Genomic DNA, 12667 nt, shown 5'->3' on the forward strand with positions numbered 1-12667 from the left:
GAAACGGGAGTGCCCTCGACAGGATTCGAACCTGCGACCTGCCCTTTAGGAGAGGGCTGCTCTATCCTGCTGAGCTACGAGGGCGCGCAGCCAAGTCTACGGGACCACGGCTGCGCGCCCTCGCGCTGTCCGTCACGCGGCGAGTGCGAGGTAGGGCTCCCAGCGAGGATCGCTGCGCTCCACCCCGCGTACCGTCCACGCCGTTCCGTGCGGCGGGCGCGGCGTGAACCGCAGCTGCCATCGCATCTCCTGCGGGGTGCGGTTGCTCTTGAGGTTGTTGCAACGCAGGCAGCACGCGACGAGGTTCTCCCAGGAGTCCGCGCCGCCGCGCGACCGTGGCAGGACATGGTCGATGGTCGCAGCGGCCTTGCCGCAGTATCCGCAGCGATGCCCGTCACGCCGCAGCACGCCACGTCGCGTGACCGGCACGCGACGGCTGAGGGGGACGCGCACGTAGCGGGAGAGGATGATCACCGCCGGGCGATCGTAGACGCCGTGGGTACCCCAGACAGGGTCGTCCTCGACTCTCTCGATGACCGTCGCCTTGTCGTTCATCACCAGGACGAGGGCTCTCTTGAAGGACACGATCGCCAACGGCTCGTATCCGGCGTTCAGGACCAGTGTGCGCATTCGTCATCCTCTCGATCCGCCGGGACGGCTTCCCGGCACTCTCGACTCACACGACGTCGTGCAGGAGGAAGAGTGTTCGCAGGGACGAAAAAAGCGCCGTCTACAGACGGCGCCTCTCGCGCGCGGCAGCACCGCGGCATCCCTGCGGGCAATGCCGAAGGACGTGACGACCGAGAGCGTCCATGGTTCGGATGCTCGGTGTTCGCTCCATCAGCCTCTCCCGCCTGTATGACGACGGGTTCAGGCTAACCCATCCCACGAGGACCGGGGCGGAACGGGAGATGAATGCTCGAGAACGTGTCCCGGTCAGCCGGCGTTGACGGAGAGCCAGGACATCGGCTCGACGAGCCCGCCGTTGATCCAGACCTCGAAGTGGAGGTGGTTCGCGGTCGACCGTCCCGTACTGCCCACATAACCGATCAGCTGTCCGGCGGCGACGGTCTGGCCGGCCTGCACCTGGCGCGACCCGTAGAGCATGTGACCGTAGGTGGTCTGGACCTGCTGACCGCCCACGACGCTGTCCAGCATGACGGCGACGCCGTAGCCGCCGATGCTCTCCGCGGAGGCGCGCACGACGCCGGCCGCGGCTGCGTAGATCGGCGTGCCGGCGGGCGCGAGCATGTCGGCACCGTTGTGGCCGCCGCCGACGGTGCGACTGACGTTCCAGGAGCCGAGCGGCAGCGGGTAGCGGACCTGGCCGGAGCCGGGGGCGACGAGCGCGTAGCCGGACGTGTTGAAGGTGCCGGAGGACGGCGCGGACGCGGACGCAGCGGCAGCGGCAGCACGGGCCGCAGCGGCGGCCGCTTCTTCTGCCTTCTTCTTCTCGATCTCTTCCGGCGTGGTCGCGCTGAAGGCGCCACGGACGAGCGGAGCCGCCGTGGCCTCCGACGCGACGACGAGCGACTGCGCGTCGACCGCGGCGAGCTGCTGCACGGTCTGCGCCGTGGCGTCCGTCGGCTTGGAGGCCGCGTAGGCGGGCAGCGCGACGGCGGCGACGAGCGCACTGACGGCACCGAAGATCGCCACCGACCGGAGAGGGGCTGCGATCTTCCGAGCACTGACCCTGGCACCGGTGCGCCGGGCGGGTACTCGATCTTCAGATGTCTTCGCGGTCGGTTCGATGTCTGCGGCCAAAACGTGGTCCTCCTGAGCCCTCGCACCTCGGGTGGCGCTGGCTCGTCGGCCTCTGCCCCAGGGCAGAGATGCACTGCTCGGGTTCGAGCGCATCCCTCTCGGGAAGACGACGAGCCGGAAGGCGGATCTTCGCGGTTCGCCCCCAGCGGGCTTCTTCGCTGAGGACCTGACCGAGGTTACCGGAAGATAACGATCATGTCACCCTGGGAAACTGACAATCCTCGGTGAGGGTTCTCAGGCCGGTTCGCCGACGAGGAAGATGTGCGAGGCCAGCTCCACCGGAAGCTCCAGGCCCTCCTCCTTGCCGTCCATCTGGATGAGCACGTACCCCTCGTTGAAGCGGAAGTCTCCGCGCGCACCCGGGACGACGCCCGCGTCACGCAGCTGCTCCAGGAGCTCGGGGTCGACCTGGGCCGGCTCAGCGAGACGGCGGACCGTCCCCTCGACCGGCTCGCCTGCCGCATTCAGCCGCTGCACGAGACCGATCACGCCCTCGTCGAAGGTGCGGGCGGGAAGGTCGCCGAGCTGGTCGAGGCCCGGGATCGGGTTGCCGTACGGCGACTCGGTGGGGTGACCGAGCAGCTCGACGAGACGGCGCTCGACCTGCTCGCTCATGACGTGCTCCCAGCGACAGGCCTCCTCGTGCACGAACGCCCAGTCCAGCCCGATCACGTCGGACAGCAGGCGCTCGGCGAGGCGGTGCTTGCGCATGACGTCGACGGCCTTGCGGCGTCCGGCGTCGGTGAGCTCGAGCGTGCGGTCTTCGGACACCACGACGAGGCCGTCGCGCTCCATGCGTCCGACGGTCTGCGAGACGGTGGGACCGGAGTGGCCGAGGCGCTCCGAGATGCGCGCCCGCAGCGGCACGATGTTCTCCTCCTCGAGCTCGAGGATGGTGCGGAGATACATCTCCGTGGTGTCGATCAGATCCGTCATGTGGCCCTCCGAAAGTTCTTAGGCAAGCCTACATTCCTCCGGCGACATCGGACGGGGCGTGGGCGGGAGGAACGCCGGCGTGATCCCCCTAGAATCTAGCCATGGCGATCGAGATTCCCCGTGACCTCCTGCCCACAGACGGCCGCTTCGGCTGCGGCCCCTCGAAGGTGCGCGGCGCGCAGCTCGAGGCGCTCGTCACGACGGGAGCCTCGATCCTGGGCACATCGCATCGCCAAGCGCCCGTGAAGAACCTCGTCGGCAGCGTCCGCGAGCAGCTGGCCGCCCTCTTCCGTCTCCCGGAGGGATACGAGATCATCCTCGGCAACGGCGGCTCGACGGCGTTCTGGGACGCCGCGGCCTTCGGTCTGATCGAGCGTCGCAGCCAGAACCTCGTGTTCGGCGAGTTCGGCGGGAAGTTCGCCAAGGCCGCAGGCGCCCCCTGGCTGGAGGCTCCCGACGTCCGCTCCGCCGACCCCGGCTCGCGCAGCACCGCAGAGCTCGTCGAGGGTGTGGACGTGTACGCCTGGCCCCACAACGAGACCTCCACCGGCGTGGCCGCGCCGATCGAGCGCGTCCACGCGGAAGGAGCGCTCACCGTGATCGACGCGACGAGCGCCGCGGGCGGCATCGACCTCGACATGGCGCAGGCCGACGTCTACTACTTCGCCCCGCAGAAGAACCTCGGCTCCGACGGCGGACTCTGGTTCGCCGCGGTCTCCCCCGCCGCGATCGACCGCATCGAGCGGATCGCCGCCTCGGGGCGGTACATCCCGGAGTTCCTGAGCCTGAAGCACGCGGTGGACAACTCCCGGCTCAACCAGACCCTCAACACCCCCGCCCTCACGACGCTGCTGCTCCTGGACGACCAGCTGCGGTGGATCCTCGACAACGGCGGGCTCTCCTGGGCTGCGGCACGGACGGCGGAGTCGTCGTCGGTGCTCTACGACTGGGCCGAGGCGTCCGCCGTGGCGACCCCCTTCGTCGCCGACCCGGCGCACCGCTCGCCCGTGGTCGCGACCATCGATTTCGACGAGAGCGTCGACGCCGCGGCGATCGCGAAGGCGCTGCGCGCCAACGGCATCGTCGATACCGAGCCGTACCGCAAGCTCGGCCGCAACCAGCTGCGGGTGGCGACCTTCGTCTCGATCGAGCCGGACGACGTGCGTCAGCTCATCCGGGCCATCGACTTCGTGCAGGAGAACCTGGGCGGCTGACCGCCCGGCTCACTCCTCTTCGTCGCCGGCGTCCGCATCGCGGGCGTCGGCGTCGTCGTCTTCGGAGTCCTCTGCCTCGTCGTCTTCGTCGACGTCGTCGTCGTCGCCGGACGCGTCCTCCTCGTCGGAGTCGTCGAGCTCGTCGATGTCCACGCCGTCGAGATCGCCGGCGTGGAGGATGTCGGAGCCATCCTCATCGAGCTCGTCATCGTCGAGGTCGCCGTCGGCGTCCTCGTCGTCCCCGTCGGCAGCTTCGTCCTCACCGGCGGCTGCCGCGGCCTCGGCCAGCTCCGCCTGATGCGCACGGTACTCGGCGAGGCGCTCCGCCCACGGGACCCATTCCGGGGCCAGGAGCGCTCCGTCGCCGGGGAGCAGCTCGACCTCGAGGACGGTCGGCTCCTCGTCGTCGACCCGAGCGACCGTCACGGTCCAGTACCACCCCGGGTAACCGGGGAGACGGTTCTCGAACCGCAGCGAGACGGATCCGTCGTCCTCCGGCGTGAAACCCGCAGCCGGCCCGATCGTGGCGGCGGGAGTGATCTCGCGCAGTGCGGAGAGCGCGAGGTCATGCGCCTCGACGAGACGCGCGTCGGCGTCAGGCTTCGAGGTCATCGGCGACCTTGCGCAGGACGGCCGCGATCTTGCGGCCATGGCTGGAGGAGGGGTAGCGGCCGCGGCGCAGATCGCCGCCGATGCCGTCGAGGAGCTTCACGAGGTCCTCGATGATGATGGCCATGTCGTCGGCGGGCTTGCGCTTCGCCTTCGCCAGGCTGGGCGGCGCTTCGAGCACGCGCACCGACAGCGCCTGGAGGCCGCGCTTGCCGTCGGCCACGCCGAACTCCACGCGTGCACCGGCCTTCACCGCGGTGCCGGCCGGCATCGCGGAGGCGTGCAGGAAGACATCCTGGCCGTCATCGCTGGCGATGAAGCCGAAACCCTTGTCTTCGTCGTAGAACCTGACCTTGCCGGTGGGCATGGGAGAACCTCGCTGGATCGAATGCTGACGGAACGCGCTCGTGCGCGTGCCCCCAGCCTACCGGTCACGGGCGGAACGGAACCGCTCCCGCGCGTGCGAGTAGGCTGGGGCCGATGAGTACGCAGAGTCCCGGACCGGAGGTCCCCATCCGTCGGATCGACCGCATCCTGGCGTTCACCGCGCTCGGCATCGCGGCGGCGTCGGTGATCTGCTTCTTTGTCATCATCATCGGCACGGCACTCGGCATGGACCGGGCCGCGTTCGGCGAAGGCCTCTGGCCGGTGATCGCGGCGATCCCATACTGGGGGCTGCCTCTCGCCTTCATCATGATCATCGTGCTGCTGGTGATGAGCTTCGTGCGGAAGGGCCGCGCCGAGTCGCGTCGTTGAGGCCGCATCGATGAGCACGCACGCACGCCCGTTGGCCGACGACCTGGCTGCGGCGAGCGATCACGAGCTGACGGCGCTGCTGACCGCGCGCGGCGTGCGTCCCGACGCCGCCTGGCAGGATCTCTTCGACGCCGCGGAGGCCCTGCTGGAGCCCTCGTCGATCGGCCGCGTGCTCCCGACCCTCACCGCCGCGGAGGCCGCCGCGCTCGTCGATGCTGCGACGGGAGGCGACGCCGGCGCCGGGCGTGAGCGCCTGACCGCACTCGCCCTGCTCCGCCCCGACGGCACGCCGCATCCCCCGGTCGCCGACGCCGTCGCCGGGAGACCACGGCCTGCTCCGCTCGATGAGACGCCCGCACCGGCCGCGGAGGAATCCGCGGCCGCGCACGCCGCCGAACGGGCGTTCACCACTGTCGGCGTGCTCGCCGACATCCTCCTGCTCGCCAGAGAGCAGCCGTTCGCGCTCCTCATGGGCGGGGCGGTGAGCGCAGGCCAGAAGCGCCAGCTCGCCGAGGCGGGTCTCGCCGTCGAGAGCGTGGACCCGCTGGTTGCTCTCGCCGTGCGAGCTGGCCTGGCCACCCCGGTCGAGCGACTGCTGCGCACCACACCCGCAGCAGAGGAATGGCTCCGCTCCCCCGCTCCCGCCCGCTGGGGCCTCCTGGCCACGACCTTCCGCGACACCCTCCCTCACGGGATCCGCACCGCGACGGGCGGCTGGCTGCCACCGAGCCAATGGCCTCTGGCTCACCCGTGGGATCCCGCCTGGCCGGAAGAGGCAGCCCGACAGCTCGAGGCCGCTCGTCTGCTCGGCCTCATCGCCGAGGACGGCTCCGAGCCCCCCTGGTCCCGGCCGTTGCGAAGCGGTGAGGCTGCGGACCCCTCGCCCTTGTCGACGCTCCTGCCCGCGGAGGTGGATCGGATCTTCCTCCAGAACGACCTCACGGCGATCGCCCCCGGTCCGCTGCAGCCCGCACTGGACGTGCGCCTGCGCGCCATGGCCCGCCGAGAGTCCGCCTCCCAGGCCTCGTCGTACCGGTTCACGGCGGAGTCCGTCGCGCACGCCTTCGCCGCGGGAGAGGACGAGGTGTCGATCCTGGAGTTCCTCGGTGGGATCTCGCTCACGGGCATCCCGCAGCCCCTGGGCTACCTCGTCGCGCAGACCGCGCAGCGTCACGGGCTCGTACGGGTCTCGGTCGACGACGAGACCGGACGCACACGGGTGGAGAGCGCTGATGCGCACCTCCTCCAGGCCATGGCGGTCGACCAGTCACTGCGCCCCCTCGGGCTGGCTGTGCACGTGGGATCACTGACGACCAAAGTCGGGCAGGACACCGTCTACTGGGCGCTGACCGACGCCCGGTATCCGGCGACGCTCGTCGATGGCGACGGGACCGTCGCGGTGCGCACACGCCATCCGGCCGCCGTGCCGGATCCCGACTCCGACCCCGACTACGGACCGCTGATCGCGCGACTGCGCGAACGCCAGGGTCCTGACGCGGACGCCGCGTGGCTGGACAGGGAGCTGGAGGCGGCTGTGCGCGCGAAGGCCGTGCTGCGGGTGACCGTCGGCATGCCGGACGGTTCCACCAGGGACCTCCTCCTCGAAGCCACCGGGATCGGCGGTGGACGACTGCGCGGGAGGGACAGGGCGGCTGACGTCGAGCGCACCCTGCCCGTGTCGAGCATCCGCGCCGCGACCGTCGTCCCGTCCTAGGCCCCGTGCAGCCAGGGGCCGGTAGACTGGTCAGCTATGTCTGATGGCCCCCTGATCGTCCAGAGCGACCGCACCGTGCTCCTCGAGGTCGCCCACGCCGACGCCGAGAGCGCCCGCCACGAGCTCGCGATCTTCGCCGAGCTGGAGCGCGCGCCCGAGCACATCCACACGTACCGGATCACGCGGCTCGGCCTGTGGAACGCCCGCGCGGCCGGGCACACCGCCGAGGACATGCTGGAGACGCTCGACCGCTGGTCGCGCTTCCCCGTGCCGCCCTCCGTCGCGGTCGACCTGCGCGAGACGGTCAACCGGTACGGGCGCCTGGTCATCGAGCGCGACGACGAGGGCGTGCTCATCCTGCGCTCGACCGACCCCGCCGTGCTGGCCCAGGTCGCGAACAACAAGCGCATCCAACCGCTGCTCATCGGGCACCCGACGCCGGAGACGTTCGTCGTGGACGCCTGGGCACGCGGTCAGATCAAGCAGGAGCTCCTGAAAATCGGCTGGCCCGCGGAAGACCTCGCCGGCTATACGCCGGGCACCCCCCACGAGATCGAGCTCGCCGAAGACGGGTGGGCCATCCGCCCCTATCAGCAGGACGCCGTCGACGCGTTCTCGAAGGACGGGTCGGGCGTGGTCGTGCTCCCCTGTGGCGCAGGCAAGACGATCGTGGGCGCCGGAGCCATGGCGGCGACCAAGACGACGACGCTCATCCTCGTGACGAACACGGTGTCCGCACGGCAGTGGCGGGACGAGCTGCTCAAGCGCACCAGTCTCACCCCTGAGGAGATCGGCGAGTACTCCGGACAGGCCAAGGAGGTCAAGCCCGTCACGATCGCGACCTACCAGATCCTCACGGCGAAGCGGAAGGGCGAGTACGCGCACCTCGCGCTCCTCGACGCGCTGGACTGGGGCCTCATCGTGTACGACGAGGTGCACCTGCTCCCGGCGCCGGTGTTCAAGCTCACCGCCGACCTGCAGGCGCGGCGCCGGATCGGCCTCACCGCGACCCTGGTCCGCGAGGACGGCCGCGAGGGCGACGTGTTCAGTCTCATCGGCCCCAAGCGCTTCGATGCCCCCTGGAAGCAGATCGAGGCACAGGGGTTCATCTCCCCCGCCGCCTGCTTCGAGGTGCGCGTCGATCTCCCCCCGGCGGATCGCCTGGAGTACGCGGCGGCCACCGACGACGAGCGCTACCGGCTCGCGGCCTCCGCCCCGGCGAAGATCGACGCGGTGCGTGAGCTGATCGCGGCGCACGAGGGCGAGCAGATCCTCGTCATCGGCCAGTACCTCGACCAGCTCGACGCCCTGTCTCAGGCGCTCGACGCCCCGCAGATCACCGGGTCCACTCCGGTCGAGGAGCGCGAGGAGCTCTACCGGGCGTTCCGCGAGGGCGACATCTCGCTGCTCGTGGTGTCCAAGGTCGCGAACTTCTCCATCGACCTCCCCGAGGCGTCGGTGGCCATCCAGGTGTCCGGCTCGTTCGGCTCACGGCAGGAGGAGGCCCAGCGTCTCGGGCGACTCCTCCGCCCCAAGCAGTCCGGCCACACCGCGAGCTTCTACACGCTCGTGGCCCGCGACACGATCGATCAGGACTACGCGCAGAACCGGCAGCGGTTCCTCGCGGAGCAGGGCTACAGCTACACGATCATGGACGCCGAGGCGATCGCCGCCTGACCGGCGTGCGGACGCTCAGCCTCGCAGCATCCGCGGGAGCTGATGCGTCCCCGCCGCGCCGTCGGTGATCGCCGCGGTCCGAGTGATCCCTCGGCGGCCCGCCCAGCGGTCCGCGACGACGGCGAAAACGAGCATCGCCATCGCGGATCCCAGCAGATCCAGCGGCGTCCCCGAGGTGGCGTTCGCATCGACCACGGCGACGGAGCCGAGCAGGAAGATCATCAGGTTGTTGACGATGTGCAGCGCGATGGCCGCTTCCAGGCCGCCGGTGCGCCAGGTGAGCCACGCGGCGACGACGGCGAAGAGGCCGACGCTCGCCGCGCCCCAGACGTCGTAGCCGTGCCCCAGCACGAACAGCGGCACCGGCAGCAGGATGGCGAAGGCGGGGTGCCGGAGCCAGCTCCCGACGAGCTGCATCAGGTAGCCGCGGAAGACGTACTCCTCCGCGGCGGCCTGGAACGGGATCAGCACGAGCAGGAGCACCACCATGAGCGGGAGCCCCGGGTGGGAGAATTCCGGCGTCACCGCATCGCCCGCGGCCGCCGACCAGCCGAGCACCACCGCGAAGTAGACGACGAACACCGCGAGCGCCAGCGCGAGGGTCCGGCCGAGCCAGCCCATCCGCAACCGCCCGGTGACCGACGACAGCAGGCCGACGCCTCGTCCCTGGACGACCCGCGAGGCCAGCAGCAGCGCCGGGATCATGAGGATGAGCGGGAGCACGAGCGCCACCAGGAGCCACGGACGGTCGAGCTGGAAGTAGGCGGTGGTGCGGAAGAGCATCTGCAGCTCCGCTCCCCATTCCGGGACGAGGGCCGCCACGATCACGAGCGGCACGATCACGAGCACGAGGATCGCGAGGTAGAAGGCGATGCCGAGGAGGCCGGTGAGCAACGGCTTCCACCACCGGGGGCGGGGACGGAGGAGCGCCAGACGGTGGTACTCGACCCCGCCTGCGGACGCCTCCGACGAGGGAACGGACGGGGAGACGGGGGCGGCGGTGGCGTCCTCGATCGAACTCATGCCTCGATCCTCCCCCGGACGGCTGTGCGGCACATCCACCGACCGACGGATCGACCGCATCCACGCCGTTCCGCAGGATAATCAGCCCGCGCATGGCCGAAGTCACCATAATGGGGTCATGACTGCTGCGCGCATCCTGGTCGTCGACGACGAGCCCAACATCCGCGACCTGCTTTCCACGGGTCTCAGCTTCGCCGGGTTCCAGGTGAAGACGGTGGCCAACGGCGCCGCCACGATCTCCGCCGTCCTCGAGGAGGAGCCGGACCTCATCATCCTCGACGTCATGCTCCCCGACATGAACGGGTTCAGCGTGACCAAGCGCCTCCGCGGCGCCGGCTTCACCGCACCCATCCTCTTCCTCACCGCCAAGGACGGCACGGAGGACAAGATCGAGGGCCTGAACGCCGGCGGCGACGACTACGTCACGAAGCCGTTCAGCCTGGATGAGATCGTCGCCAGAGCCCAGGCCATCCTCCGCCGCACCATGCAGGCCGACGAGGAGTCGATCATCCGCGCCGGCGAGCTCTCCATGGACCAGGACACGCACGACGTGCACGTCGGCAAGGAGCCGATCGACCTCAGCCCCACCGAGTTCAAGCTCCTGCGCTACCTCATGCTGAATCCGAACCGGGTGCTGTCGAAGGCGCAGATCCTCGACCACGTCTGGGAGTACGACTTCAACGGCGACGCCGGCATCGTGGAGAGCTACATCTCGTACCTGCGTCGCAAGATCGATCCGCACACCGAGGAGTCGCTGATCCAGACGAAGCGCGGCTTCGGGTACATGCTCAAGGTGGGCAAGACGGTCTGACACCGTCGACCCCGTACCCGCCGTCCGTCGACGGCACCGCCGTCGCAGCAGGGAGGACCGCATGGCGCACAAGCCGGATGCGGTCACCGCGTGGTGGCGGCGGATCAGCCTTCGCGCCAAGGTCACCGGCGTCACCGTGGCCGTCCTCGCGCTGGGCCTGCTCGTCGCGGGCATCGGCACGGTGCCGCTGCTGCGCAACGCCCTCGTGGAGAACATCAATGCGCAGCTCCCTGCACTGGTGACCAGCGACCTCGTCAACCGCTACTTCGACACGACGACGATCGACGGGGTCACCACCTACACGCCGAGAGACGAGAAGCCCCGTGACTTCTCGTTCGCGATCTACGACGCGGAGGGTTCTCTGCGCGCGACCGCGCCCAGTGCCTCCGGCCGGGCTCCGGTCTTCCCCGCCGAGTACTCCCTGTCCGACGCCCAGGCGAACGAGGACCAGGTGCTCGCTCTCGAGGACACGGACGGCCGGGTCTACCACGCCACCGCGGCCGTCGTGCAGCAGGAGGGCGACCCGCTCAGCATCCAGATGGTGGCGCTCCCCCTCGCCGAAGCCGACCGCATCATCAGCCAGTACTTCGGGATCTACATCACCATCGCCCTGATCACCATCCTCGTCGCGGCACTGCTCACCCGCGGTCTGGTGACCCTGACCTTCCGACGACTCGGGCAGGTGGAGCAGACCGCCATGTCGATCGCCGCCGGCGACTTCCGACAGCGGCTCACCGACCTGGAGCCGACCACGGAGGTCGGCCGCCTCAACGCGGCCATCAACACCATGCTCGACCGCGTGGATCGCTCCCTCGCCCAGCGCGACCGCACGGTGCAGCACATGCGCCGGTTCATCGGAGACGCCAGTCACGAGCTGCGGACCCCGCTGGTTAGCGTCCGCGGGTACGCGGAGCTATACCGCATGGGCGCGATCAAGGGCGAGGAGGACACCGCCCGGGCGATGGAGCGCATCGAGAAGGAAGCGATCCGCATGGGCGTCCTCGTGGAGGACCTGCTGGCGCTCGCCCGTCTGGATGAGGAGCGGGAGCCGCAGATCGTTCCTCTCGACCTCCGTCCCATCGCCCGCGACGCCGCCTTGGACGTGCGCGCCGCCGCCCCCGGCCGGGTGATCTCGGTGATCGACCGCACGGTCGAGAACGTGCCGACAGCCCCCATCCGCACGCCTGTGGTCCCCATCACCCCGGAGCCCGCCCCCAAGACGCGTCCCCGGGCCACCCTGTCGCGGCTGCGCCGTCGCCCGCGGACGCCGGAGCAGCCTCCGGCCATCGATTTCACCGAGGTGGCGGACATCCCGGTCCGGACGCCGCCGATCGTGCTCGGCGAGGAGAACAAGGTCCGACAGGTGGTGACGAATCTCCTGGGCAATGCACGCCGATTCTCGCCGGAAGACAGCCCGATCGAGATCGTCGTGGACTCGGATCGCGTCGCTGGGACCGCGAGCATCTCGATCGTCGACCACGGCGAGGGCGTGCCACCGCAGATCCGCGAGCAGATCTTCGAGCGGTTCTGGCGCGCCGACACGTCGCGGGCGCGCGAGACCGGCGGGTCCGGTCTGGGGCTCGCCATCGTCGCCTCGATCCTCAAGGCGCTCAATGGCGACATCGCCGTCTCCGAGAGTCCCGGAGGCGGGGCCACCTTCACCGTGACCCTGCCGCTGGCTCCGGCGCGTTCGACACCGGAGCATCTTCTGGAGGACACACAGCCGTTGGACCGCCTCGACCAGCCGTAGCGGCCGCTCCTGCACAGACGGCCCTCATGGGGCGTTCTCCCGTCCCCTGCGCGGTGATCCGACTCCCGCCGCGTCGTCACTGCCGTCGGCGTATCGTCGGGCTTCCTCGAAGGGAGTTCCCATGACCGTCTTCACCGTCGACACCGACGCCGTCCATGCGGCGGAAGCCGCGACCCGCGCCACCATCGAGCGCCTGCGCACCGAATCCGCCACCCTCATGTCTCAGCTCAGGCAGCTGCAGACCGCGTGGGTCGGCACCGCCGCCACGGCGTTCCAAGGCTGCGTCGAAGAGTGGCAGGGCGCTCAGCAGCACGTCGAGCTCGTCCTGGACGGGATCGGGACGTCGCTCGGCGCTGTGGCCACCCAGTACGCCGAAGCGGATCAGTACTCGGCGAGCCTGTTCCGCTGAGACG

The 12667-nt window shown here is 70.0% G+C and carries 13 protein-coding genes and 1 tRNA gene; 7 read left to right on the plus strand and 7 right to left on the minus strand.

Features of this window, described 5'->3' with window-relative positions; genetic code table 11:
- Positions 1-10 precede the first annotated feature (10 nt).
- From DW296_RS06230 to DW296_RS06245, 4 genes are all read right to left on the minus strand, one after another.
- A tRNA-Arg gene (locus tag DW296_RS06230) sits at positions 11-84 on the minus strand.
- A 48-nt stretch (positions 85-132) separates the two neighbouring features.
- Positions 133-630, minus strand: a complete 498-nt coding sequence (locus DW296_RS06235) for an HNH endonuclease (protein WP_060921795.1) — start codon at positions 628-630, stop codon at positions 133-135.
- Positions 631-936: 306 nt separating this feature from the next.
- The gene (locus tag DW296_RS06240; protein ID WP_240743013.1) at positions 937-1656 is read right to left on the minus strand and encodes a M23 family metallopeptidase; all 720 of its coding nucleotides are present in this window, start codon (positions 1654-1656) and stop codon (positions 937-939) included.
- 342 nt (positions 1657-1998) lie between these two features.
- Positions 1999-2700, minus strand: a complete 702-nt coding sequence (locus DW296_RS06245) for a metal-dependent transcriptional regulator (RefSeq protein WP_025105536.1) — start codon at positions 2698-2700, stop codon at positions 1999-2001.
- 101 nt (positions 2701-2801) lie between these two features.
- On the opposite strand from DW296_RS06245, the gene serC reads away from it, so the two are divergent.
- On the plus strand, positions 2802-3914 hold the full coding sequence (serC, locus tag DW296_RS06250) for a phosphoserine transaminase (RefSeq protein ID WP_136051534.1): 1113 nt from the start codon (positions 2802-2804) through the stop codon (positions 3912-3914).
- Positions 3915-3923: 9 nt separating this feature from the next.
- Here serC and DW296_RS06255 read toward each other — a convergent pair whose 3' ends face one another.
- On the minus strand, positions 3924-4526 hold the full coding sequence (locus DW296_RS06255; protein WP_136051535.1) for a DUF3027 domain-containing protein: 603 nt from the start codon (positions 4524-4526) through the stop codon (positions 3924-3926).
- Positions 4510-4890, minus strand: a complete 381-nt coding sequence (locus DW296_RS06260; protein WP_025105533.1) for a cold-shock protein — start codon at positions 4888-4890, stop codon at positions 4510-4512. Before DW296_RS06260 ends, DW296_RS06255 begins: the two co-directional genes overlap by 17 nt.
- Positions 4891-5003: 113 nt before the next feature.
- On the opposite strand from DW296_RS06260, the gene DW296_RS06265 reads away from it, so the two are divergent.
- The 3 genes from DW296_RS06265 to DW296_RS06275 are packed head-to-tail and all read left to right on the plus strand — an operon-like array spanning position 5004 to position 8670.
- On the plus strand, positions 5004-5279 hold the full coding sequence (locus DW296_RS06265) for a hypothetical protein (RefSeq protein WP_060921798.1): 276 nt from the start codon (positions 5004-5006) through the stop codon (positions 5277-5279).
- A 10-nt stretch (positions 5280-5289) separates the two neighbouring features.
- A complete protein-coding gene (locus tag DW296_RS06270; RefSeq protein ID WP_136051536.1) occupies positions 5290-6993 on the plus strand; it encodes a helicase-associated domain-containing protein in 1704 nt (567 codons plus the stop codon).
- Between the two features lie 36 nt (positions 6994-7029).
- Complete coding sequence (locus tag DW296_RS06275; protein WP_071328824.1) at positions 7030-8670, plus strand: DNA repair helicase XPB; 1641 nt, start codon at positions 7030-7032, stop codon at positions 8668-8670.
- A 15-nt stretch (positions 8671-8685) separates the two neighbouring features.
- Here the strand turns inward: DW296_RS06275 and DW296_RS06280 are convergent, their stop codons facing one another.
- Positions 8686-9693, minus strand: a complete 1008-nt coding sequence (locus DW296_RS06280) for a CPBP family intramembrane glutamic endopeptidase (protein ID WP_168428991.1) — start codon at positions 9691-9693, stop codon at positions 8686-8688.
- Positions 9694-9811: 118 nt separating this feature from the next.
- Here DW296_RS06280 and DW296_RS06285 point away from each other — a divergent pair, with 118 nt between their 5' ends.
- The 3 genes from DW296_RS06285 (at position 9812) to DW296_RS06295 (ending at position 12663) form a co-directional block, all read left to right on the plus strand.
- The gene (locus tag DW296_RS06285) at positions 9812-10504 is read left to right on the plus strand and encodes a response regulator transcription factor (RefSeq protein WP_025105529.1); all 693 of its coding nucleotides are present in this window, start codon (positions 9812-9814) and stop codon (positions 10502-10504) included.
- A gap of 61 nt (positions 10505-10565) precedes the next feature.
- Positions 10566-12254, plus strand: a complete 1689-nt coding sequence (locus tag DW296_RS06290; RefSeq protein WP_136051538.1) for a sensor histidine kinase — start codon at positions 10566-10568, stop codon at positions 12252-12254.
- Positions 12255-12375: 121 nt separating this feature from the next.
- Positions 12376-12663, plus strand: coding sequence for a WXG100 family type VII secretion target (locus tag DW296_RS06295; protein ID WP_136051539.1), 288 nt, complete (start codon positions 12376-12378; stop codon positions 12661-12663).
- Positions 12664-12667 lie beyond the last annotated feature (4 nt).

Origin of the sequence: Microbacterium sp. K36, assembly GCF_004794355.1 — a bacterium.
Classification (GTDB): domain Bacteria; phylum Actinomycetota; class Actinomycetes; order Actinomycetales; family Microbacteriaceae; genus Microbacterium; species Microbacterium paraoxydans_D.